The sequence below is a fragment of the Streptococcus mitis genome (assembly GCF_002096895.1).
Classification (GTDB): domain Bacteria; phylum Bacillota; class Bacilli; order Lactobacillales; family Streptococcaceae; genus Streptococcus; species Streptococcus mitis_AH.
Map to the genome: position 1 here is coordinate 13,711 of NZ_NCVI01000018.1, position 23,806 is coordinate 37,516.

A 23,806-nucleotide genomic window follows, 5' to 3' on the forward strand; every position below is an offset into this window, starting at 1 on the left:
AATTAATCAATATATAACATGGCTGTGCGGTTTTCCGATCGGAAATAGCGCTTGCCAGAAAAAGCTGTGGCTTCTTGTAATAACTCCTCTTGGCTGTAACCTTTGAGACGCTTACGACCGTCAGCCAAGCTTTCCAAATCAGTCAAAGCTGTGAGATTTTCCACACTAACAACTTCCTCGTCCCCGACAGCCTTCATGTAAATCTTGCCAGACTCCTTAAATACTAGCTGATGAGGGAAAATTTGCGCAATTTCAAAGAGTAAGTCATCCGAGATTACCTCTTTATTTTCAGAGAAAATCCGACCAAGACCCTCACTCTCATAACAAAAACCAAAGGATTTACCAGACAGATTAAGCCGAATAAAAGGCTTATTTTCTACGGTGAAACTTGGTTCAACATTGTAAAGATTCAGTTCCTGACTGAGTTCCGCAAAATAATCAGTCGCAGCTTGAGGACTCTTTTTCTGGTAGAGTTCTGCAAAATAAGCATTGACAACGCTGGGCGGAGGTGTAATAAGTGCCAACTGCTCTTGCTCTGTTTTACCATCTAGAAGTTGGTCCAGATAGACCTTGTCCAGACTTGTATAGCCCCCATATTTTAGAGCCAAGGTTTTGATATCAGTCATAAAATTCTTCTAACCTCCATTTGTTTTTCTCAGAAATATAGCCTGTAATCACTTCGCCGTCCTCCTGATAATCACGTTCTTCCAGAATCGCAACACTTTCTAAATCATGAATCTTGTAGGATTTTGAAAAAGGCACGCGCAGGGTAAAGGGTTCGAAAATATCCTTGATTTTCTCTAAAAATAGTGCCTGCAAATTCTCACGACTATCCTCAGACTTAGCAGAAATCAGGGCATAAGGCGTTTGGGTAGGCGTGAAATCCTCTACCAAATCCGCTTTATTATAAAGGGTCAAGCGAGGAATATCTTCCATATCCAAGTCTTTCATGATGGATAGGACTGTTTTTTCATGCTCCTCATGGTAAGGATTGCTGGCATCGATAACATGAACCAGAAGGTCTACATGCTTGCTTTCTTCCAAGGTTGACTTGAAACTGGACACCAACTCTGTCGGCAAATCTTGGATAAAGCCCACGGTATCTGTCAAAGTTACTTGGAGATTGCCACCCAGATGGATACTCTTAGTCGTCGCATCCAGAGTCGCAAAGAGCTCGTCAGCCTCATACTGGGTCTTACTGGTCAAAGTGTTCATGATGGTTGACTTCCCAGCATTGGTATAGCCAATCAAACCAATCTTAAAGGTGCTGGACTCCAGACGTTTTTCTCTAACAGTCGCCCGATTTTTCTCAACAACCTTGAGCTGACGCTCGATATCCGTGATTTGATTGCGAACACTACGACGGTTCAGCTCCAGCTGGCTTTCACCAGGTCCACGGGAACCAATTCCCCCTGCCTGACGGCTGAGCATAATACCTTGGCCGACTAGACGAGGTAGGAGGTACTTAAGCTGAGCTAGGTGGACTTGAAGTTTCCCTTCATGGCTTCGAGCCCGCATGGCAAAGATATCCAAAATCAACTGCATACGGTCAATGACCTTGACACCCAGAACTTCTTCTAGATTAACATTTTGCCTTGGTGTCAGACGGTTGTTGACGATGACAGTGGTAATTTCTTCTGCATCAACCATAAGCGCAATTTCTTCCAACTTACCAGAGCCGACGAAGGTCTTGGAATCATATTTTTCACGTTTTTGTCTGTAGCTATCTACAACGACTGCCCCAGCTGTCTTAGCTAGACTGGCCAATTCTTCCATGGAGAGTTCAAAATTGTCCATGCCTTGCAATTCTACACCAATCAGCAAGACTCGTTCCTCTTTTTTCTCCGTTTCAATCATCTAAAAACTCCTCTATCTGGCTTAAAATGCGGTCCTCCACGCCAGGCTCTCCTATCTGATAAAAGGTCACCTGCATACGATTACGGAACCAGGTCAACTGACGCTTGGCAAAACGACGAGTCGCCTGTTTGAGACTCTCACTAGCTTCCTCCAAGGTCTGCTCTCCACGGAAATAAGGAAAGAGTTCCTTATAGCCAATGCCTTTAGCAGCCTGCACATTAGGGTAATAGTCAAAGAGCCACTTGGCCTCATCCAAAAGCCCAGCCTCAAACATCAAATCCACTCGATGATTGATACGCTCATAAAGTTGACTACGTTCATCATCCAAACAGATAATCAATGGTTCATACAAGGTCTCTTGATTTTCCAAATCCTGACCAAAATGGGCGATTTCCAAGGCACGCATCGCACGACGACGATTAAACTGGGGAATCTCAAGGCCTGCTTGCTCTACCAGATGAGCTAATTCCTCATCTGTATAAAGATCCAAACTAGCCCGATAGGCCAAAATCTCCTCATGAGGTGTCTCCCCCCCCAGGTGATAGCCTTCTAGCAAGCTCTGGATATACAGTCCAGTTCCACCAGCAATAATGGCTAGCTTACCACGACTGTGAATATCCTCAATAGCCAGCTTGGCCTCTGAAACAAAATCAAAAGCCGAGTAAGACTCGGTTACCTCTCTAACATCGATTAAATGATGAGGAACAGCTGCCTGCTCTTCTGGACTAGCCTTAGCCGTCCCAATATCAAGTCCTCGATAGACTTGCTGGCTATCGCCGCTGACCACTTCGCCATTAAAACGCTTGGCCACTTCAATGGCTAGAGCTGTCTTTCCAACAGCAGTCGGTCCAACAATCACAATTATTTTTGTTTTCATCTTTTTTCCTTGAAAAATTCCCATTTTTTCGTTACTATTATTATAACACAAAAAGGTCAGTCAGAAAAATGTGACCTCTTGAGGAGGCTGGCTGATTGAGAATATAAAGGAGGAAGACTCATGGCTAAAGGATTCGCTAAAGGTCTTGTAACAGGTGTCGCAGGAACTGTCGCTGCAGTCGCAGGTGCAGTATACGCATTTAAAAAGAAAGTGATCGAACCAGAAGAGCAAAAAGCAGCTTTCATCGAAGAAAACCGTAAAAAAGCAGCTCGTCGCCGCGTATCACGTTAAGAAACAAAAAAAGTTGGGATTTATTGTCTCAACTTCTTTTTTCTATTCTTTTAAATAGCTAGTTCAAACTTCAACTGTGGCTTGACAGGGTCATAATCCACCAACTCAAAGTCTTCCGCTTTGACATCAAAGAAATTAGTCCCATCAGGAACATTTAAAACCAAGCGTGGTTGGCAGTTTGACGGCTCACGACGGAGCAATTCCTGAGCTTGTTCAAATTGATTGTCATAGATATGGAGGTTGTTGATAAAGTAGAAGAACTTACCAACCTTCCAGCCAAAATGCTTGGCAATCATCATTTGAAGAGCCACGTACTGCATAGCATTGATGTGGTGGGCCACTAACATGTCATTCGAACGCTGAGTCAAGGTCGCATCCAGATAGATTTCTCCATCAACACGGCGGACATCAAACATGGTCTGAAAGGCGCATGGGAGCAGCCCTTCTGTTTCTTCGAAAGCTTGGTAATCCCAGAGCGAAATGATATTGCGGCGATTCCAAGGATTGGCTTCCAACTGTTTAAGAAGCTTATTGATGATATCGTGTTTCTTAACGACCGCCCCGTAACGCTCACCAATAGTTCCCGTATCTCCCACTTCCCAGTCATTCCAGTAGTGAACATTGTACTTGTCATTAAGCACGTCTAGGCTATTTGACTGGTCTTGGTAAATCCAGAGCACTTCCTTGATGGCGGATTTGATAGCTATAGGACGCAAGGTTGTGATGGGGAATTCTCCCTTGGCCAAGTCATACTCTGCAAAGGCACCCGTTACGTACTTAGAGTTGGCAACAGTCCCATCCTTGTACTTGGGACGAGCCTGCTCAGAAAAGACACCGTCTTTGAGGATTCGTTCAATATTCTCTTTAAAAATCGTATCTGCTTTTGTCATTTACTCTCACCTCATTTATTGTCCTAACTAGTATAGCATAAAAAAAGAAAGGAGGAAAATCACTCGCTTCTGGAAAGCAATTTTCTCCTTTTTTATTTTACTGCAATACAAGTGATGCTGCTCCGATAACTCCAGCATCATTTCCTAGAGTTGCAAGAGCCAATTTTGTTGATGTGCGTACTTGTGGGAAAGTATTTTCATCGTAGACTTTTTGAACACCTTGTAGAAGGAATTCTCCTGCAGCTGACACACCACCACCGATGACGATTGTTGATGGGTTTAGGATTGAACCAATGTTAGCACAAGCGATTCCCAAGTAACGTGAGAAGTTACGGTAAACGATCAAGGCAAGGTCGTCTCCTTCTTTTGCCAAATCAAAGACAGTCTTAGCAGTTACTTCTTCTCCATTATCAATCAAGCGTTTCAACTCTGCATCGCCTTCGTATTCATCGGCATAACGACGAGTCAAGTTGACAATCCCTGTTGCAGAAGCCACTGTCTCAAGGCAGCCTTTCTTACCACAAGTACATGCGATTGGTTGGTCAAAGTCAACAGTGATGTGGCCAAGTTCACCTGCTGCACCAGCAACACCGTGAAGCAATTTGCCTTCTGCGACGATACCGCCACCAACACCAGTACCAAGTGTCATAAAGACAACGTCTGGTTGGTTATCACCAGCACCCATCCAGCGCTCACCAAGAGCAGCTACGTTGGCATCATTATCGATAAAGAAAGGAATACCCAAGGCTTTTTCAATCTTTTCTTTAATTGGTTGAAGGGTTTTCCAGTTGAGGTTGTAGGCACCGATAACAGTCCCTTTTTCACGGTCAACCACACCTGGTGATCCCATTCCGATACCTTGGAAGTCTGCTGCTGCCAATCCAAGCAAGTCCAAACGATGTTGAATAGACTCAATCATATCATCTACGATATGGCTTCCTTCATCCAAAATATTTGTCTTGATAGACCATTTTTCTTGGATTTCTCCCTCTTGAGTTAAAATTGCAAATTTGATAGAAGTTCCACCAAGGTCAATCCCAATAATCTTTTGACTCATCATATTCTCCTTTTTCATTATGAATTAATTGAAAATGCTTACAGTACTAGTATAACAAAATTCACTCATTTATGCAAAGGTTTGCATTAACTTTCTAGATTTTATCCTTACTTATGGTTTCCATAGACCTGAAGCATCTACATAGTAGCGGCCTCCATCAACTCGCTCATTTTTAGCCATTTTACCATCTGATTTCAAATAGTAGTTTCCTTGCCATGCATTGCGAGCATAAGAACCATCTGATTTCAAGTAATACCAGGCTTGATAAGAAGAGTCATAAACCCACTCACCTTGTGCCATTTTACCGTTTGATTTAAGGTAATAAGCTCCTTGCCATGCATTTTTTGCATAAGAACCATCTGATTTCAAATAATACCAAGCTTGATAGGAAGAGTCATAAATCCATTCACTCTGTGCCATTTTACCATCAGCTTTCAGGTAATAGCTTCCCTGCCATGCATTTTTCACTGGATTTCCATTTCCATCAAAATAGTACCAAGAACCGTCCTGCTTAACCCAACCACTTGCTGTGGATGAAGTTGTATCAGTTTGAGTTGTAGCCGTTTGTTTTGCTTTAAAAGCACCCTTAGGAGCATTTTTCAATTCGCAAGCCACACCATCATGATCGCGGTCTAACTTGGCAGAATAACCAGGTTCTCCCTCGTGAATATCTGCGTATCCATTCGCCCAAGCTTCTTTACAACTAGAAAAATGAATGTTTTCTTCTGCTAACACAGGTTGTGAAAACAAGGCTAAAACTGGCAAGGTAGCCAGACTCATTTTTAAAAATAGACGTTTATTCATTTCTTTCTCCTATAACAATGTTATCGATTTCACTATTATTTTATCAAACTTATTTCAGCAATTCAAGGAAACTTCTGGTTATTTCTGCAAACTCTTTTGGTTTTTCCTTATTCAAAACATGAGGGCCGTCCGGAATAATCTGAAATTGGGATTCTGATATTAGTTTATGAAGACTTCTCATAGAGCTAAGATTCGGTTTATCTTTGCTGCCACAAATTAGTAAGGTTGGATAAGGACAAGTTCTTGATATATCAGTTAAATCAAGTGTCTTCAATTCCTCAGAAACTCCGACCATAAAAGCCTTGTCTGCTCCCTGTTTTTCAAATACTTTTTTGGGAAGTAGTTTAAAAATCATCAACTGAAGATAAAATAGGATATTACCAGACAGTTTAAGTGGACATCCTGATAGAACCAAAGCTCGGAGATTTGATAAATCGTAACTAGATAGTTCTAATGCCAGGGCAGCACCTAAGGACAATCCAACCAAAATAAAAGGTTCTGTCTCTTGAGCTAGATGCTGATAAACTCGCTCTTTAGCTTGTTGATAGTTGCTAACTCCAGAAGGAAATAACTCAATAGCCTCAGAAGGATAATCTGTCAGTAGATTCCGAACTTCTTTCCAACTATCTGCTGACTGACCTAGGCCATGTAAAAATATTAATTTCATTTAGTTCTCCCTTACTGACAACTCATACAAGCCCCTGACTGCATTACAGCCGTAAATAGCTTCTGCTCGGGCTAAGTCTTTTAAAGTCAAGACTCTCTCTTCTACCTGTCCTGTTTCCAGCAAGAGCTGACGGTAAATTCCTGGCAAGATTCCCAGTCGGATAGGCGGTGTGTAGAGTTTCCCAGAAATTTTCAGAACCAAATTTCCGATAGAGGTTTCAAGAAGTTCTCCAGACTTATTATGGTAAATGATCTCTTGCTCCCCTATGCTCAAATGCGGTCGGTGAGTCGTTTTGAAGTAGATAAAGGCTTGTTGCAAATTGGCTTCCTGAAGGCAAAGTTTGGCCTGACAAAAACTTGGACTAAGAGCTGTTAATACTTGACGATCTACTTCTATCTCTCCAGACTTGTCGAGAGAAATATGCAAGCGGTAATCTTGATTAGCATCACAAGCCTGACACTCTTCCTCTATCTTTTGTTTCAAGTTTTCTGAATCAAATGGAAAGGCAAAATACCGACTAGCTTTTCTCAGCCTTTCTATATGTTGTTCTTCAAACAGCAAGTTCTTCTGGCTGATTTTCCCTGTAGTAATCAGTTTGAAACGAGCTTGTTTACGATAAAGAACTGCCGCCTTTTGATGAACCTCACGGTATTCAGACTCCCAAGTGCTATCCCATGTAATGCCTCCGCCAACTCCATAGATGGCTTTCCCTTGATGCAGTTGAATGGTCCGAATAGCAACATTGAAAATTCGTCGTCCATTTGGAAGCAGGAGACCAATCGTTCCACAGTAGATTCCGCGCGGTTGTGGCTCCAAGTCCTTGATGATTTCCATAGTCGCAATTTTCGGAGCTCCCGTTATGGAACCACAAGGAAATAGAGAACGGAATATCTCTACAAGGTCAACATCCTCTCGCAACCAACTCTTGATGGTCGAAGTCATCTGCCAAACCGTTGAATACTGTTCCACTTGGCAAAGACGCTCTACATGCTCACTCCCCACCTCAGAAATACGGTTCATGTCATTGCGCAAGAGGTCCACAATCATCATATTTTCAGAGCGATTTTTAGAATCCTGCTCCAACCAACTGGCCTGTTCAAGATCTTCTTGGTCAGTTACCCCACGCTGAGTCGTTCCCTTCATTGGTCGTGTTGTCAACTCGCGGTCATTTTGCTCAAAAAAGAGTTCTGGACTCATGGAAATCACTGCCATCTCGTCATGTTCAACATAAGCATTGTAGCCCGCCTCCTGCTCTACTACCATACGATTGTAGATGGCAAAAGGATTGGCACTTAATTTTTGCTTGAGTTGGACGGTGTAGTTGACCTGATAGGTGTCCCCCTGCCGCAAATGATGGTGAATCTGAGCAATCGCCTTTTCATAATCTGCTTCAGACGTCACTTCCTGCCAATTTGAAGGCAAATCAACCTCATCATAAGTCAGGGGAATAGGAGATGTCTCCACCCTATCGTGAACAGTAAAGTAAAGCAAATACTCGTCCAGTAAAGGAGCTTTATGAACTGCTAATTTCTCCTCAAAAGCAGGTGCAGCCTCGTAGCTGACATAGCCCACCACATAGTAGCCTTGCTCTTGGTAGCTTTCCACTTGTACCAGCAAATCTGCCACTTCTGCTACATTTCTCGTTTTCAACTCTTTAATAGGCTGGGTAAAGGTGTATCTCTCGCCCAAAGCCCTAAAATCAATCACTGTTTTTCTATGCATACCTTAAGTATAGCACAAATTAAGAAAACCCTCATCCGCAAAGCAGATGAGAGATTTCAATTATTTAAAGATTGAAGTTTTAAAGCTGTTTGTTTGTTGAAGAAGTTTTTTGTATAGTTTCTCTTTAAGTGATACAGTATTATCAAACTTAATTGAACCATTTTTAAGAGTAGCTTTATCTTTATCAACTGCTGCAGCAAATGCATTCTTCAAGTCATCATAACTACTGTATGTAGTACCGTCGATTGTAACAGGGTTAAATCCTGCTTTAGCTTTATCCACAACTTCTTTAAAGTATTCTTTCTTCCAAGCTTCTAGAGAAGTAAATTTACCATCAGAAACTTTCTTAATGATGAAGTCGTCACCTAAAGTAGCGTTACCAGCTTTTTTAGATTCAGCTTTTAACATATTTGAAGCGTAGTTTAGGAAGCCTTTTTCATATCCAAAGTAACCCCACATACGGAAGGTATTATGCTTGAATGACATTGAGCCAGGAGCCCCTTCACTTGTATTACCACCATAAATACCTGCAGTGATAGGCACTGTTACATAGGCAGTTCCAAATCCAGTTGGGTCATATGTAGCATTACCAGGACCATGTTTTGTCATGAAGTTTTTCTCTACTAAATCATTAACAGAATTCAACTCATATTCTTTTTCTGTTGCATTCAGATCACGAACTACATCATATTGATTCTTCGTATTCGCTCCACGTAGTTTTTTATCCACTTTCTTGAACCAAGCGTTGTTTAGTTCTTTATCGTGTTTATCAAGAACGGCTTCACCTTCTAGATAATCAAGAAGCATGAGCGTATCATTGAAACCTTTCATGTAATGATCGATCTCTTCTCGAGATGCAAGGTCATTTGGATTAGTGTTATACCATTGGTTTCCGTTATTTGGACGTTCATAGGCCATGTTTAATCCTAATGCTTTAAAGTCACCGTTTGGACTTGATTCAGCAGGAGATTGTAACATACCTTGTGCAAATGCCTCTAAGTCAGTACCTTCACGGTGTCCCGAACCTCCTAGATATACCATACGGTCATTTACGTGAGTTGTTTCATGTGTAAAGGCTGAAATACCAAAGTCACTAATCATATCTGTCACCATGAAGAACACCGAATCATCTTTATATGGTTTAGGATAAACACGAGCTACTGCTCCCATTCGTCCATCTGTTGCATGATAACGACCGGTTGGTCCATATAATTCACGTACTGGAGCAACATCTTTACCGCTAGCAGTGTGTCCATAACGATCAGTACTAATTCCTTTATAGTTTTGGTTATCTAATACTGGAGTTGGTACCATATTTTGACTCTTCAATAATTGATTACGAACTTTATCTAATGATAAACGTGACCAGAAATCTAGGTAATTTTGTTGACCTTTAGCTACTTTATTAATTTCAGCCTTGAATGCCTCACGCTCAGCTTCAGTATACTTACCATATTTCTCAAATGAGCTATATGCCATAGTGTTATATGTTGAGATTAAGAACATATGTGCATCTTTTAGGTTCAGAAGGGGAAGAATCATCTTACCGTGAACATCGTTATTTAATCCTTCATAAGCTCTGTGTTTCTTATCTGCGAATGCAGGATTTGTAGTTGTTGGTTCAACGACATATACATTATCTTTAGTTGCTTTTATGAACCAATCGTTTAAATCTGTGTCACTTGTGAAGAGTTCCATATTGTATTTTAAGAATGCATTTAGGTCACCCTTACCAGTAGCAGCAGCGATCACTTCACGGTATGCATCGTGAGTACGGTCACCTTTTACATTGTTTTCTTTAGAACCAATATTGATGATTCTATCTAAGACACTCACATTCTTACCATAGAAGTCAGGTTTGAATAGCATTAATTCTTTAATATTAAAGTCATCGAATTTAACTCCGTAGTAACGGTTGAGGTAAGACAAACCAAGAAGAACTGCGGCCTTATTGTCATCGATTTTCTTAATCAAGGCACGTTTTACAGCTTCATCAGTGTTAAGCTGGTGATCTTCATTTTCAACTAACTTCGTAACGAATTTATTAAGATTATCTTTAACATACTTGAAGCTTTCTTCTAAGTACAAATCTTTAATTGCATTGACTTTGTTGCCACCAGTTCTACCCAAGTGTTGGTAAATCGGCTCAGATTGTAATTCTACTGAACTTAACTTGCTTTCGATAGCACTGATTAAATCTGTACGATCTTTAACCACCATATTTGGTGTATAAACGACTTCACCAAGCTCAGCGACACTGTATTCTTTCACTTGTTTCACTTTAGATTCTTTCGGTAAAATTGTTAAGATTTCTTTTGTCTTATCTGCGTAGTGAACCATAATATGGTCAGCATCTGTAAGGTCTGTGACAAAGTCATTGCCTTTCATTGCAGTTACAGACAATACTTCTTTCGTTAACAAGTTTGAACCTTCTGCAAGCTTGTTCCCTTGGTTAACAATCCATTCTTTGTTGTAGAACGGTTGAAGTTTTTCAATATTACGGTATGCAAGCTCACGAGAAGCATTGTAGTCATCAATGTTTTTGTATTGATCAGCTTTACTTACAATATTGTTCAGTTTATCTTCAATAGGAAGTGTGCTCTCGAATTTATCAGCAGTGATTCCCATTTTAGCAATTAATTCATCAGCTTTTTCTTTAGTTATGCTAGGAATTTTTTTAGAATTTTTATAAGTTGTTTTACCTTCACTTACACCCTCAACACTGTAGTTGCGCTTCGTTCTAGAGTATGTAAAGTAATCATCAGCATCAATATCAGAGTGACCAAAGACCATTTCACCAGTCTTAACTTTCATCATAGTGATGTTGTCTTCTATAGCCCCTAGTGCCCAGTTAGTCCCTAGCAGTCCACCAGACATAACGGCTTCTTTGAGTTCAATAGAGCCTTTTGCTACAGAGTTTCGAAGAGTACCTTCTTTACCTAAAGTATTGTTGTTGCCACCGTTTTGAGATGAATATACGATTCCAGCGGCCTTAGCTTTGTTACCTGTGATTTCAGCATCAACATAAGCTTTTTCTACAATACCTTTCCAGTTTTCACCGACGATACCTGTTAAGTAACCACCGCGATTTCCAGCAGCGTGTACTTTACCGATAAATGCAACGTTACTTAATTTTCCACTACCATCAATTTTATTTATAACACCAGATACATCATTATTACCAACAACGTTACCTGTTACTTTAATATTCTCTACAGTCGCATTATTTTTGATAACATTCGCTAGTGGTGCAATTCTATCAGTCCCTGGCATGTCGATATTTACATTTTCAAGTAGTAAATCTTTAACAGTACCACCGACAATATCACCGAATAAAGGTCTGTTCATATTGCTAATGGTAAATTTATTACCGTCAGTGCTTGTTAATGTTCCTTTGAAAGCATTAGTAACATAAGATTTTCCTGCTGGTTTAACGTTAGCAGCATTGATATTGATACCAAGCTTAAATGTGCCAGTCGGGTCTTTTTGCATAGCTTTTACAAGGTCGTCAAAGCTATAATATACATCACCTTCGTGTGTTTTTTGTTTTTCAAAGTAATGAACATACTCTTCGTTCAGCGTGTTGTCAGCATTCCGTTGAATCAAATCAGGTGCTTTGGCAGTAACTTTGTATAAAGTTTTTCCGTCTTTTTCTACTTCTTCAATCTTATCAACAGCCAGTCTTGTTATTTTATTGTCATGAGTGGTCACTCGTAAATAAAGCGGAGCAACATCAGCTGGTTTTTCTGTCAGCAAACTAGTGTCTGTTTCGTTACCATCAGCGTCCACACTCATCAAGCTTGTTTCTTTGATGTTTTTGATTTCAACTTTTTTGAGGTCAATTCTTAGCGGTTCTTCTTTCAGAACTTCTTCCTCATCACCCTCACCACGGTCATAAACCATCTTCGTTTCAAGTTTATAATCCTTGTAGTACTGTAAATCTGTCAGGGTAGTTGTCAAGTCATCTGGTGAAACATTCAATGTCTTCACAATCTCATCACCTTTTTTCAGAGTTAAGGTGATAGATTTAATGGCTGCCTTACTTGGATTTTCTAGACTATACTTAACATCTGAAGTACGCTTCAAATCCTTAGATTCAACTGCTGTGATGGTCAATACTGGTTTTTCAAAGCTCTTGGTACCACGTTTTAAAATTTTATCTTGAGGTGCCTCAAGGATTTCCTCTGTAACTTTTGGAGCGTCCTCTGTTTTAACTCCCTTAATGGTATTAAAAGTCTTGGTGATTTTTTTCTGACCTTCTTTTCCTTCTTGAGCGACAACTTCTAAGCCTTTTTTCAGTTGATCATCTTCTTTAACAACTTCCTTAAATGGAATCTTTTCAAGACTTTCTTCTACAAGAGTTCCTTCAATTGGTTTTGTCCCACGACTTACCTGTTGGTTTACAGGCTCCTTGGTAACTTCTGTGCTAGTTGAAAGAACTTGGTCAGTTTTAACACCTTCTACTGTTTTATAAGTTGTTTTAGTAACTTGACTACCTTTTTCACCATTTCTTACGACAGTTTCTTCGTCCGTATACTTGGTTGGATCCTCAGTCGTTTCAGTTTTGTAGTCTAGGTCTGTAGTCGATGTTTCAACAAGGGTTCCCTCAGTTACTTTGTACTCAGGTAACGGTTCTTGTACAAGAGCTTGACCTGCTTTACCTTCCTCTTGTGTACCTTTTACTTCGATTGGAGCTTCTGGTAAGGTTGGTTGTGTTAAGGCTTGGCCTTCTTTACCTTCCTCTTGGGTACCTTTTGATTCTATTGGAGCCTCTGGAAGTTCTGGTTGTGTTAGAGCTTGACCTGCTTTGCCTTCTTCTTGGGTACCCTTCGTTTCAACTGGAGCATCTGGTAAGGTTGGTTGTGTTAAGACTTGGCCTTCTTTGCCTTCCTCTTGAGTTCCTTTTGCTACTTGATGCGTTGATTCAGCTTGTGGTACTGGAGTTGGGGCAGGTTGCACCTCTTTCTTCGTTCCGACTGCAATGACTTGCGACACAGGATTTTGGACTACTTGGTCTTGGATGACTTCTCTAACTTCTTGACCGTTGACCATCGAAACTTTGCTTACAAGGCGACGCTGACCATTTACTCCAGCTGCGACGATACGAGTCTGTCCTTCTGCTAGATTCGCATCTGGATTTGTGACTGTTTCAAACGGAATCTCTACCAAGCTCTCTTCCTGTCTTGTCTGAGGATTCGCAGAAACTGATTTTTCTTCAACAGCAGGAGCAACTGAAGTTTGTGTCACAGGTTTTTCAACGACAGTTTCTGGCGCAACAGTCGATGTTTCTTGAACTACTTCTGTTTTCTCGATCTCTTTTGAACTTTGCTTTTCTACTGGCAACTGAGGCTTCTCAGCTGAAGCTGGTCTTGATGGATGGAGTTCTGCTTCCTTGAAGTATCCAATGTATTCATAGCCATCAATGTGGATAATCCCTTCAGCCAAGCCCTCATGTGTAGAGGCCAAAATAGTTTGATTATAAGAAAGCAATTCTTTATTTTCAAACGCAAATGTTCCATAAGGTACAAAAGTGCTAGCTCCTAAAGAACCAATCAAAAGAACACCTAGAACCTCCTTGCGACCTTTTTTAGACACCAAAAAGACTGCTAGCGAAGCTGTTGCCAAACCAAGACCTGCCAAGGCTAATTCCTTACTTCCTGTGTAAGGAAGTTGTTGACTGTTAGTTGCCTTCTTGCGATAAACTACATAAAGAATATCATCATCTTGAAATTCTGTTGGAACCTCATGGTGAATCAGGGCTTTTTCAGACTCGGTCAATTCCTGCTCCGCCAAATAACGGTAATGAACACTATGAGCACCGCCAACTTCATTGGCTTGAACCTTATCTACTGAAAGGGTAGCAGCACCAAAAAGGAAGGCCCCAATGGCTACAGGACCTACCCCAACAGTTAGCTTACGAATCGAATATTTGGTAATCTTTTCTAGTTGTTGTTTTGTTTTTCTCATTTTCACGACTTTCTAATAGAATCTTGTGGATAATGCGCACGCGCACCTCCGATTAATTTTGGACGACTTGCAAGAGCCGTTACATGGGCATGCCCAATCTCTCTCAAAAGAGGGCGAATCGGAACCTGAACATGCTTGACATGCATGCCAATTGCAGTGTCTCCGATATCCAATCCAGCATGAGCCTTGATAAATTCAACCTCAACTGGATCCTGCATCAACTTGAAGGCTGCCAATTGACCCGAACCTCCTGCATGGAGAGTAGGAAGAACACTAACTATTTCCAGACCAAATTGCTCTGCAACCTGACGTTCAACAACGAGAGCCCGATTGACATGTTCACAACCTTGAACAGCTAGATGAATTCCTTTTTCCTCTAGGATATCTAGGATGGTCTTCACAATGATTTCGCCAATTTCTTGGCTAGATTCCTTGCCAATCTGACCACCTATCACCTCACTAGAAGAAAGGCCCAAAACAAAGATAGATCCTTGCTTCAAATTGGCCTTTTCTAATACATCTTTTACAATCTGGCTTGTTTCTCTTTGAATGTCTTTTTCCTTCATACTTGATACCTCTTTTGTCATTATCTATCATATCGTTTTTTCTACGTTTTAGCAAGATAGACAACCTAGAAAGCTTGCCCAATTACGCATAAAACTCCCAGAATTGACTGGGAGTTAGCTAGTTTCTATTCTATTTATGTATATTTTAACCGTCGTTCCTTTTGAGGGGACAGAATCAATATTCATCTGGTAATCTTCTCCAAAATGAAGTTTGAGCCGCTGATCAACATTTTGAAGACCAACTCCCCCACGTTTGAGTTGACTTTGACTACTATCGCCAGCATCTTGGAAGCCAACTCCATCATCCTCAATGCGGATGACTAGTCCTAAATCCTTTTTCTGAACAGAAACTCTAATATGTCCCTGACCTTCCTTCTCCTTGATGCCATGGTAAAGAGCATTTTCTACAAGAGGTTGCAACACCAGCTTGGGCAAAACTAGCTTATCAAAGGCAGGATTTTCATCAATCTCATATTCCAGCTTATCTCCATAGCGTTGTTTCTGGATAAAGAGATACTGGCGGACATGGTTGATTTCGTCAGAGAGGCAAATCAAATCTTTACCCTGATTGAGCGCCAAGCGGAAGTAGGTTGCCAAGGACTTGGTCACTTGAACCACTCGCTGACTGTCCTGAAATTCAGCCATCCAGATGATAGTGTCCAAGGTGTTATAGAGGAAATGCGGATTAATTTGGCTTGATAAAGCTTGAAGTTCATACTGACGGGACGTTTCTTCCTGTCTGCGAATATCTGCCATCAACTGATCAACCTGATCCAACATGGCATTGAACTGGCGAGTCACCTCTCTCAATTCATAAGCACCCGCTTCCTTGGCACGAAGATTCTGATTACCAGAAGCAATTTCCAGCATGGTTTCTCTCAAGTCATTCAGAGGAGCAATCCAACGTTTAAGACTAATCCACACCAAGCAGAGACAGGCAAGAAGAGAGGTGAAACTGGCTCCAAGCAAGGTCCACATGAGTTGACTCCTAATCTGGTCTAACTTCTCCAACGAAGACACGCCAAGCACCGTCCAATCAGTTCCAGCAATCCTTTCCTGACTGACGTAGGACTTGTGATCTGGAGTATAGCCCTGCCCTGTATCAATATAGGGTTTCATGGCCTCCATTTCGCTAGACGAACTATAAACTGTGTGTTGAGGATGGTAAACAAATTCATGGTTTTCATTGATAATAAAGGCAAAGCCCTGCTGACCCAACTGAAGTTGATTTAGATAGGCTTCCAGAGTTTCATAAGAAATATCCAAACGAAGTACACCCAGATTGGCTCCCTTTGCATCAACAAGTTCTTGAGTGATAGAAATAACCCACTGACTATCTGATTTACGAGCTGGGGTCAAAACTGGCATGGCTCCCTGATGAATAGCCTTTTGGTACCAATCCTCAGCCATCATATCAGAGGAGGTTTTCATCTGCACACTATCGTCTGTAGAAATGACCTGACCTGATTTGGTGACCAGAACTACCGTTTTCAAGTCTTGGTCTGCCTTTAAGATAGTCAAAAACAGATCTCGGATTTCCTTGACCTTGTCTTGACTGGGATTCTCAGCATAGGCTAGGACATCCGTCTGCTGGGTCAAGCTGGTCGAGGTGGTTTCTAATTTTTTGATATAAGACTGGATAAAGTGGCTAGTTTGGCTGATAGTCGTCTGGCTATTGCCCGCAATGCTAGCCTCAATGGCTGATGAACTAGATTGATAGTAGAAAGTCCCAACCAGAGCTAGGAGAATGAGAAAGACCAGAAAGATGGAAATAACCATTCTGACTAGGAGAGAAGAACGTTTCATCGACCTTCCCCCTTCTTAAACTGACGAGGTGTCACACCTGCAATCTGTTTAAAACGTTGTGTAAAATAGTTCATATCTTCAAAACCAACCTTCTCTGCTATCTCATAAATCTTTAGATCTGTAGTTAAAAGCAAGAGCTTAGCTTGTTTGACACGTTCTCTCACCAGGTAATCCTGAAAAGGCAGTCCCAACTCTTTCTTAATCAAAGAACTCAGATAAGTCGGACTAAAGCCCAAGTCACTGGCTAAAGACTTTAAACTAAACTGGCTATCAGCCAGATGGGACTGGATTTTCTGGGCCATGTTTCCTTCAAACTTATCAGTTAATAAATCTTGTAACTGCTCTTCCTTTTCTTCCTTATCCAACTTTTGCTTGATTTTCCCCAACATTTCCTCAATATCCTGACGAGAAAAGGGCTTGAGCAGGTAGTCATCGACACCTAGTTTGACGGCAGACAAAGCATAATCAAAATCATCGTAACCTGTCAAAAAAACCAGATGCACCTGAGGATAGGTTTCTCGGACCAGACTGGCCAACTGGATGCCATTTAGCTGAGGCATATTGATATCGGTTAAAATGATATCCGGCACCTGCTTTTGTATCAATTCCCAAGCCTGTCTTCCATTTTCAGCCTGATCGATGATTTCCATATCGTAGGCTGCTACATTGACCAGCTTGGTCAAGCCTTGTCTTACCAGATATTCATCTTCTACGATTAAGATTGTATAGGTCATGCTCGGCTCCTTTGTCACTTACTAGTATCAGTATAGCAAAATTCTCCTCTAACTGCTTAGGAAAGCCCTCTTAATCGACATAATCTAGTAAATAAGCATATCCTTTTTCTTCCATTTGGTCTTTGGGAATAAAACGGATAGAGAGACTATTAATACAGTAGCGCAAGCCACCCTTGTCCTGTGGGCCGTCCGTAAAGACATGGCCAAGGTGAGAATCTCCAACTCGGCTTCGCACTTCCATGCGTGTCATATTGTAAGACTTATCTTCCTTGTAGGTGGCAACATCTGGACTGATGGGTTGGGTAAAACTAGGCCAGCCACAACCAGACTCAAACTTATCCTTTGATGAAAAGAGAGGTTCACCAGTTGCTACATCCACATAGATACCAGATTCAAATTTATCCCAGTAACGGTTTGAAAAAGCTCGTTCTGTTTGATTTTTCTGGGTAACTGCATACTCCTCAGGTGACAAGGTCTTTTTCAATTCCTCATCACTTGGTTTGGGATATTTGCTGGCATCAATGACGGGATAGGCCGCCTGATTGACATTGATATGGCAGTAGCCATTTGGATTTTTCTTGAGATAGTCTTGGTGGTAATCCTCAGCCACTACAAAATTCTGCAGACTCTCCTTTTCAACTGCTAGAGGTTGATCGTATTTCTTAGCCACCTCATCAAAGACTTGGTTAATCACCTCTAAATCCTTGTCATCTGTGTAATAAACACCAGTACGGTACTGGGTTCCCACATCATTTCCTTGTTTATTTTTGCTGGTTGGATTGATAATGCGGAAGTAATGAAGCAGGATTTCTTTTAGGGAAATTTGTTTGGCATCATAAGTAACATGAACAGTCTCCGCATGACCTGTTTGGTTAATCAATTCGTACTTGGTTGTTTCCCCTCTACCATTTGCATAGCCTGAAACGGCATCTGTCACTCCGGGAACGCGTGAGAAATATTCCTCAACTCCCCAGAAACAACCTCCAGCCAGATAAATTTCGTGCAAGTCTGCATCTTTACTCACTTCTGTTTTTTTCACTGTTTTTCCTCCTTGGCTAACTGATGCTTTCTCAATTTGCGAGCTATCTGTCTGCCCTGCATTTCGCATCAATAGAAAATAGAAACCGCTTATGGCTAGGAAAAAGATTCCTGCCAAGACAAACAATTTTACTTTATCATTCATGACCTTTCTCTACCCCATTTCTTTCAATGTCTTTAAAATCATATCCTTATCCATAAAACCTGGTTGCGTCTTGACCAGTTTTCCTTCCTTGTCTATAAAGGCTTGAGTTGGGTAAGAACGAACACCATAACTTTCCAAGAGTTTGCCTGACGGGTCAATTAGAACTGGGAAATTTTTATAATCCAAGCCCTTGTACCAGTTCTTGAAGTCCGCTTCTGCTTGTTCCCCCTTGTGTCCAGGAGACACCACTGTCAAGACCACATAATCATCACCAGCATTCTTAGCAATTTCATCCGTATCTGGAAGACTGGCTAGACAGATGGAACACCAAGAAGCCCAGAATTTGAGATAGACTTTCTTGCCCTTGTAATCAGACAAGCGGTAGGTCTTGCCATCTACTCCCATCAGTTCGAAATCAGCAACCGCCTGACCTTTAGTAGCAGTTTGTGAACTGACTTGTTCTGTTTTTGTTTGCTCCTTCATAGTAGCTTCGTCTGACATATTTTTAGCCGAACAGGCTGCCAAGCAACAGATTGAGCCGACTCCAAGGAGACATGTTTGCCATTTTTTCATTTCTTCTTCCTCTCTATTCAAATAATGTAGTCAAAATGGAAGCATTTCCCAAAAGCACCAAGATTCCCATCACGATAATGAGGAAACCACCCACTTTTTTGAGGGTTCCTAGATAAGGATGAAGTTTTCGGAAATGTTTCAAAACATAGCTGGAGGCTAGAGCTAGAACCAAAAATGGTAGCGCCAAACCCAGCGTGTAAATCAACATGAGACCAGCTCCCTGCCAAGCACCTGAGCCACCTGAAGCCGCCAAGGCCAAAACAGAGCCCAGAACCGGTCCCACACATGGCGTCCAAGCAAAACTAAAGGTCAATCCCAGTAAAAATGCCTGACTATAGCCCTTACCCTTTTGTACCTGTCTCTTTAATTGTATCCTTCTTTCCTTGTAGAGTCCCTGAAAATGTAAGACTTCCATCTGGTGCAAGCCCAAGAGAATGATAACCGCACCCGTCACATACTGAAACCAAGAGGCATACAAAAGGTCTCCTAAAAAACCAGCACCATATCCCAGTAAGATAAAAATAAAAGAAATCCCCGCTATAAAGGCCAGAGTTCGCAATAAACTAACAAGTGAGATTGAAAATTTACCACTAGAAACCTGAGCACCATCTTTGTCATCCAACAAGACCCCTGCATAGACTGGCAACAAGGGTAAGATACAAGGAGAAAAGAAGGAAAGAATTCCAGCAAGAAAAACACTGATAAAAAAGATAATATTATCCATTGCCTTCCTCCATTCTTTGATTTGATAGGACTATTATAGCCCCAAAATTCCAGAAAAAACAGGGACAATGATAGGGAAAAATAGGAATTTAATCAGGTTATGTAAAAAATGTTGCAAAAAAAGCCAGACAAAGTCTGACTTGGATGGAAACTGAAAAGAAAATTCACTAGTCTTTACTACTTACCTGATAATAAATAAGGTCCGCAAGATAGCCTTTTCTCTCTACACCATTGGTAATAGTCTTTAGATAGGACATTCCAGCCTTCTCCATGACACGACCTGAAGCTGGATTGAGACTAGCATATCGTGCTCTGACATCTTGAAAACCTGCTTGAGTAAAACAAAAGTCCAAGACAGCTTTCAAGGCATCCGTCATTATACCATTCCTCCAGTAAACCTTTCCTAGCACATACCCAATTTCACAACAAGAATCATTCTCATCCATTTCAACGATGCTAATATCTCCAATCACTTGCTCTGGGTTTTCTTTGAGGCAAATGGCCCATTTGTAATAGTTGGGATTAGCATAGGAAGCAACCCAATTTAAAACGGAGTTCCGAGTTACCTCGACATCAGGATGAGGATTCCAAGTGATATAGGTCAGATTCTCAGCGGTCTGAAACATGGCTTCTGCATCACTTTCCACAAATCTTCTCAAGATCAAACGGTCTGTCTGTAATATTTGCGTACCGATTGCTTTCATGACGCTACCTCGCTTTCTGATAGATGATTCTATGTCCAATCTCAATTTAAATTTACTTTAGAATTTCAAGGTAATAAGCTAAAAAGGTCCACCGGACCTTCTCTCACTTTCTTATTTCAAGGTGAGAGGCTGAAAACCTCCACTGGAGGTTATTCTTGCTCTCGAGTTTCAGGGCAAGAAGCTAAAAAGGTCCACAGGACCTTCCTCGCTTTCTCATTTCTAGGCTCAGGGTAAAAAGGTCCACAGGACCTTTTTACTCCCAAAAGTCATCAAATACGGTGATGGGTAGGTGGCGTTTGTGTTGGCCTTTGTGCCACCAGTTTTCGATAGTAGCTTGGGCTTCTGGGCTAATTGTTTTACCTTCTAGGTAGTCGTCAATCTCTTCATAAGTGACTCCGAGGGCTACTTCGTCAGCTAGACCTGGTTTGTCTTCTTCTAGATCTGCCGTTGGAATTTTTTCATAAAGTGCTGGGTCTGCACCAAGTTCCTGCAAGAGTTGTTTTCCTTGGCGTTTATTGAGGCGATAAAGAGGGAGAATATCCGCACCACCGTCACCAAACTTGGTAAAGAAACCTGTGATATTTTCCGCGGCGTGGTCTGTTCCAATGACCGCTCCGCTATGGGCACCAGCAAGGGCATACTGAGCAATCATACGGCAACGAGCCTTGATATTGCCCTTGTTGAAGTCTGAGACAGGACTACCTGTCGCTTCAACTGCGGCTGTCATGGCATCAGCTGATTCCTTAATATTCACAACCAAGCTGACATCTGGCTGGATGAAGGCTAGGGCTTTTTGAGCATCTGCTTCATCAGCTTGCACTCCATATGGCAGACGGACAGCGATAAATTTGTAGCTATCATCCCCTGTCTCTGCTCGCAGTTCTTCCATGGCCAGTTGAGCCAATCGTCCTGCTAAGGTTGAGTCTTGTCCTCCAGAAATCCCTAGTACAAAAGTTTTAAGGAAGGGGTGTTTTTTCAAATATCTTTTTAAAAAATCAATGGAACGACGAATTTCTTCCTGGGCATCAATCACCGGTTTGACACCCAGCTCTTGGATAATCGTTTCTTGCAAACTCATTCTTCTTCTCCTTCACCAAGGGCTTCCTTGCGCATTTTGTCAATCAAGTCCATCTTATCTTGCCATACATCACGCGCCAAATCCACTGGATAGTGCTGCGGATTGAGCACACGCTTATACTCATCCCAAAGCTTGTCAAATTCCTTACGAGCATAATCCTGAATCTCAGTCAAGCTAGGCAAGTTGTAAATCAATTTTCCGTCTTTAAAGATATCCACCAAGAGAGGAACAGCATCAAAATTACGAACGGTTTTCTTGATGTAAGTATAAGTCGGATGGAACATCTTGATTTCTGTCATGTCACTCACATCCACACCATCATAGGTGATGTAGTCGCCCTCTGACTTGCCTTTTTCACGACTGGTAATCCGCCACACCTGCTTCTTACCTGGCGTTGACACTTTTTCCGCATTATTAGACAGCTTGATGGTATTGCGCATGTTACCATTTTCATCTTCGATGGCCACAATCTTATAAACTGCTCCAAGAGCAGGCTGGTCATAAGCTGTAATCAGCTTAGTTCCCACACCCCAGACATCAATCTTAGCCTTTTGCATCTTGAGATTGAGGATGGTATTTTCATCTAGATCATTTGAAGCATAAATCTTAGCCTCTGTAAAACCAGCCTCGTCTAGTTGCTGACGGACTTTCTTAGAAATGTAGGCAATATCCCCAGAGTCAATCCGCACACCCATAAAGTTAATCTGGTCGCCTAGCTCACGTGCCACCTGAATGGCAGCTGGTACACCGATACGAAGGGTGTCATAAGTGTCCACAAGAAAGACACAGTTTTTGTGGGTTGCGGCGTAAGCTTTGAAAGCCTCATAGTCGTTACCATAAACCTGCACCAAGGAATGGGCATGGGTACCCAAGACAGGAATGTCAAAGAGTTTACCAGCACGCACGTTGCTGGTTCCATTGGCACCACCAATCACCGCTGCGCGTGTTCCCCAGATAGCCGCATCCATTTCTTGCGCCCTACGTGTCCCAAACTCCATCAAGGGTTCATCTTCGATAACTGAACGAATACGAGCTGCCTTAGTAGCCACCAAGGTCTGGTAGTTGACGATGTTCAAAAGAGCCGTTTCGACCAACTGGCATTGGGCTAAAGGGCCTTCAACTTGCACAATCGGTTCATTAGCAAAAACCAAATCCCCTTCTTGGGCAGAACGAACGGTCAACTCCAACTTGAAATTGCGAAGATAGTCCAAGAATTCCCCATGATAGCCAAGCGACTCCAAATAGGCAATATCACTATCTGAAAAACGCAAGTCTTCAAGATAGTTCACAATTCTTTCCAAACCAGCAAAAACCGCATAGCCGTTCTTAAAAGGCTGTTGGCGGAAATATACCTCAAAAACCGCCTTCTTATTGTGAATTCCTTGGTCAAAGTAAACCTGCATCATGTTAATCTGGTACAAGTCCGTGTGCAATGTCAAACTATCATCTGGATACATACTTTTCCTACTTCCTTAGCTAGAAATACATGAAAATTTTCAAAAACTTTCATGTATTCCAATAAATTAGTACTATTATATCACATTTTAGCTGGATTGAGAAAAGAGTAACAAGCTATTCTCCACTCTCCAGTTCATCCATGTCTTGCTCAAATTTTTTCTGAGCCCATTCGCCATAACTCTTAAGACCGAGATTGCCGATAAAGACCCAAGGAAGGTAAATGACATAAGTAATAACCCAAGCAGACAAGTATTTAACGTTTAAAGGATTATGCTGATAAATTTCTATGTTGAATTGATAATTCTGCAACATCAAAAGAGCAGTAATAGCCAAGGTTAGGAAAAAACAACCCAAAATCGTAAAATGAAAACGACTATAGTAGGTCACTCCCAGATAACGGGCTCGATTGAAAAAGAAGAAAATTCCTACTATCAGAGTATAGACTAGAAAATTCGGATTAAAAAGAGATGGAGCCAACACTGCCACCAAATAGCTTAGAAGTACAAGCCCAATAAAGAGTGAAAAAGACTCTGCCCCAGCTTTATTGATTAGTTGTTCTTCTCTTTCGTCAAGTAATTGATAATGAATAAATTTAGTTACCATCTTCTTCCTCCCAAAATAATTGGTCTAGGGTTTTCCCTAAACATCTGCAAATGGACTGGCAGAGCGAGAGACTGGGATTGTATTTTCCCGCCTCTATCAAACCAATAGTCTGTCGCGTCACCCCGACAGCCTCTGCCAGTTGACCTTGTGTTAAATCAAGCTCCACACGAGCTAATTTTAATTTTAAATTTTTAGCCACCTGCGTCCTCCTTATAGTTTTAAAAAGTTGCGCTCTCTTTAACATTA

General features: G+C 41.5%; 20 protein-coding genes and 1 pseudogene. 1 reads left to right on the forward strand and 20 read right to left on the reverse strand.

The window, feature by feature from the left end; genetic code table 11:
* Positions 1–2 precede the first annotated feature (2 nt).
* From B7697_RS02905 to miaA, 3 genes are read right to left on the reverse strand one after another with little or no spacing between them, the layout of a single operon-like run.
* A complete protein-coding gene (locus B7697_RS02905; RefSeq protein ID WP_084950262.1) occupies positions 3–626 on the reverse strand; it encodes a cystathionine beta-lyase in 624 nt (207 codons plus the stop codon).
* Positions 619–1,857, reverse strand: coding sequence for a GTPase HflX (gene hflX / locus B7697_RS02910; RefSeq protein WP_084950264.1), 1,239 nt, complete (start codon positions 1,855–1,857; stop codon positions 619–621). Before hflX ends, B7697_RS02905 begins: the two co-directional genes overlap by 8 nt.
* On the reverse strand, positions 1,850–2,734 hold the full coding sequence (gene miaA, locus B7697_RS02915; protein WP_084950267.1) for a tRNA (adenosine(37)-N6)-dimethylallyltransferase MiaA: 885 nt from the start codon (positions 2,732–2,734) through the stop codon (positions 1,850–1,852). Before miaA ends, hflX begins: the two co-directional genes overlap by 8 nt.
* Positions 2,735–2,854: 120 nt before the next feature.
* On the opposite strand from miaA, the gene B7697_RS02920 reads away from it, so the two are divergent.
* Entirely contained in the window at positions 2,855–3,025 is a 171-nt protein-coding gene (locus B7697_RS02920; RefSeq protein ID WP_001051780.1) for a DUF3042 family protein, read from the forward strand.
* A gap of 50 nt (positions 3,026–3,075) precedes the next feature.
* Here the strand turns inward: B7697_RS02920 and B7697_RS02925 are convergent, their stop codons facing one another.
* From B7697_RS02925 to B7697_RS03005, 17 genes and pseudogenes are all read right to left on the reverse strand, one after another.
* Positions 3,076–3,915 carry a thymidylate synthase gene (locus B7697_RS02925; protein WP_084950270.1) on the reverse strand — a complete coding sequence of 280 codons (840 nt, stop codon included), beginning with the start codon at positions 3,913–3,915 and terminating at the stop codon, positions 3,076–3,078.
* A gap of 97 nt (positions 3,916–4,012) precedes the next feature.
* Positions 4,013–4,972 carry an ROK family glucokinase gene (locus tag B7697_RS02930; RefSeq protein WP_084950272.1) on the reverse strand — a complete coding sequence of 320 codons (960 nt, stop codon included), beginning with the start codon at positions 4,970–4,972 and terminating at the stop codon, positions 4,013–4,015.
* Between the two features lie 117 nt (positions 4,973–5,089).
* Positions 5,090–5,776: pseudogene (locus B7697_RS02935) on the reverse strand (excalibur calcium-binding domain-containing protein); the annotation flags it as partial.
* Between the two features lie 49 nt (positions 5,777–5,825).
* Positions 5,826–6,443, reverse strand: a complete 618-nt coding sequence (locus B7697_RS02940) for an alpha/beta fold hydrolase (protein ID WP_084950274.1) — start codon at positions 6,441–6,443, stop codon at positions 5,826–5,828.
* A complete protein-coding gene (pabB, locus tag B7697_RS02945) occupies positions 6,444–8,165 on the reverse strand; it encodes an aminodeoxychorismate synthase component I (RefSeq protein ID WP_004259076.1) in 1,722 nt (573 codons plus the stop codon).
* A gap of 60 nt (positions 8,166–8,225) precedes the next feature.
* Positions 8,226–14,132: a ZmpA/ZmpB/ZmpC family metallo-endopeptidase gene (locus tag B7697_RS02950; RefSeq protein ID WP_084950276.1), complete on the reverse strand. Its 5,907-nt coding sequence runs from the start codon at positions 14,130–14,132 to the stop codon at positions 8,226–8,228.
* A gap of 2 nt (positions 14,133–14,134) precedes the next feature.
* Positions 14,135–14,698: a TIGR01440 family protein gene (locus B7697_RS02955; RefSeq protein ID WP_049550691.1), complete on the reverse strand. Its 564-nt coding sequence runs from the start codon at positions 14,696–14,698 to the stop codon at positions 14,135–14,137.
* 114 nt (positions 14,699–14,812) lie between these two features.
* Positions 14,813–16,504, reverse strand: coding sequence for a cache domain-containing sensor histidine kinase (locus B7697_RS02960; RefSeq protein WP_084950278.1), 1,692 nt, complete (start codon positions 16,502–16,504; stop codon positions 14,813–14,815).
* Positions 16,501–17,238: a response regulator transcription factor gene (locus B7697_RS02965; protein WP_020902212.1), complete on the reverse strand. Its 738-nt coding sequence runs from the start codon at positions 17,236–17,238 to the stop codon at positions 16,501–16,503. The genes B7697_RS02960 and B7697_RS02965 overlap by 4 nt, the downstream gene beginning before the upstream one ends.
* A 70-nt stretch (positions 17,239–17,308) precedes the next feature.
* Positions 17,309–18,421, reverse strand: a complete 1,113-nt coding sequence (gene msrB, locus B7697_RS02970; RefSeq protein WP_020903451.1) for a peptide-methionine (R)-S-oxide reductase MsrB — start codon at positions 18,419–18,421, stop codon at positions 17,309–17,311.
* Positions 18,422–18,430: 9 nt separating this feature from the next.
* Entirely contained in the window at positions 18,431–18,994 is a 564-nt protein-coding gene (locus tag B7697_RS02975) for a redoxin family protein (protein WP_084926851.1), read from the reverse strand.
* 13 nt (positions 18,995–19,007) lie between these two features.
* Entirely contained in the window at positions 19,008–19,718 is a 711-nt protein-coding gene (gene ccdA2, locus B7697_RS02980) for a thiol-disulfide oxidoreductase-associated membrane protein CcdA2 (RefSeq protein ID WP_084950280.1), read from the reverse strand.
* Between the two features lie 166 nt (positions 19,719–19,884).
* Entirely contained in the window at positions 19,885–20,421 is a 537-nt protein-coding gene (locus B7697_RS02985) for a GNAT family N-acetyltransferase (RefSeq protein ID WP_084950282.1), read from the reverse strand.
* 253 nt (positions 20,422–20,674) lie between these two features.
* A complete protein-coding gene (gene nadE / locus B7697_RS02990) occupies positions 20,675–21,499 on the reverse strand; it encodes an ammonia-dependent NAD(+) synthetase (protein WP_004257179.1) in 825 nt (274 codons plus the stop codon).
* Entirely contained in the window at positions 21,496–22,956 is a 1,461-nt protein-coding gene (locus B7697_RS02995; protein WP_084950284.1) for a nicotinate phosphoribosyltransferase, read from the reverse strand. The genes nadE and B7697_RS02995 overlap by 4 nt, the downstream gene beginning before the upstream one ends.
* Before the next feature lie 115 nt (positions 22,957–23,071).
* Positions 23,072–23,560 carry a DUF6773 family protein gene (locus tag B7697_RS03000; RefSeq protein WP_084950286.1) on the reverse strand — a complete coding sequence of 163 codons (489 nt, stop codon included), beginning with the start codon at positions 23,558–23,560 and terminating at the stop codon, positions 23,072–23,074.
* Complete coding sequence (locus B7697_RS03005; protein ID WP_173875948.1) at positions 23,550–23,759, reverse strand: helix-turn-helix transcriptional regulator; 210 nt, start codon at positions 23,757–23,759, stop codon at positions 23,550–23,552. The genes B7697_RS03000 and B7697_RS03005 overlap by 11 nt, the downstream gene beginning before the upstream one ends.
* Positions 23,760–23,806: the final 47 nt, after the last annotated feature.

Coding starts and splice junctions, on each gene's coding strand:
- B7697_RS02905 (WP_084950262.1), bottom strand. CDS start 626: ATGACTGATATCAAAACCTTGGCTCTAAAATATGGGGGCTATACAAGT.
- hflX (WP_084950264.1), bottom strand. CDS start 1,857: ATGATTGAAACGGAGAAAAAAGAGGAACGAGTCTTGCTGATTGGTGTA.
- miaA (WP_084950267.1), bottom strand. CDS start 2,734: ATGAAAACAAAAATAATTGTGATTGTTGGACCGACTGCTGTTGGAAAG.
- B7697_RS02920 (WP_001051780.1), top strand. CDS start 2,855: ATGGCTAAAGGATTCGCTAAAGGTCTTGTAACAGGTGTCGCAGGAACT.
- B7697_RS02925 (WP_084950270.1), bottom strand. CDS start 3,915: ATGACAAAAGCAGATACGATTTTTAAAGAGAATATTGAACGAATCCTC.
- B7697_RS02930 (WP_084950272.1), bottom strand. CDS start 4,972: ATGAGTCAAAAGATTATTGGGATTGACCTTGGTGGAACTTCTATCAAA.
- B7697_RS02940 (WP_084950274.1), bottom strand. CDS start 6,443: ATGAAATTAATATTTTTACATGGCCTAGGTCAGTCAGCAGATAGTTGG.
- pabB (WP_004259076.1), bottom strand. CDS start 8,165: ATGCATAGAAAAACAGTGATTGATTTTAGGGCTTTGGGCGAGAGATAC.
- B7697_RS02950 (WP_084950276.1), bottom strand. CDS start 14,132: ATGAGAAAAACAAAACAACAACTAGAAAAGATTACCAAATATTCGATT.
- B7697_RS02955 (WP_049550691.1), bottom strand. CDS start 14,698: ATGAAGGAAAAAGACATTCAAAGAGAAACAAGCCAGATTGTAAAAGAT.
- B7697_RS02960 (WP_084950278.1), bottom strand. CDS start 16,504: ATGAAACGTTCTTCTCTCCTAGTCAGAATGGTTATTTCCATCTTTCTG.
- B7697_RS02965 (WP_020902212.1), bottom strand. CDS start 17,238: ATGACCTATACAATCTTAATCGTAGAAGATGAATATCTGGTAAGACAA.
- msrB (WP_020903451.1), bottom strand. CDS start 18,421: ATGAATGATAAAGTAAAATTGTTTGTCTTGGCAGGAATCTTTTTCCTA.
- B7697_RS02975 (WP_084926851.1), bottom strand. CDS start 18,994: ATGAAAAAATGGCAAACATGTCTCCTTGGAGTCGGCTCAATCTGTTGC.
- ccdA2 (WP_084950280.1), bottom strand. CDS start 19,718: ATGGATAATATTATCTTTTTTATCAGTGTTTTTCTTGCTGGAATTCTT.
- B7697_RS02985 (WP_084950282.1), bottom strand. CDS start 20,421: ATGAAAGCAATCGGTACGCAAATATTACAGACAGACCGTTTGATCTTG.
- nadE (WP_004257179.1), bottom strand. CDS start 21,499: ATGAGTTTGCAAGAAACGATTATCCAAGAGCTGGGTGTCAAACCGGTG.
- B7697_RS02995 (WP_084950284.1), bottom strand. CDS start 22,956: ATGTATCCAGATGATAGTTTGACATTGCACACGGACTTGTACCAGATT.
- B7697_RS03000 (WP_084950286.1), bottom strand. CDS start 23,560: ATGGTAACTAAATTTATTCATTATCAATTACTTGACGAAAGAGAAGAA.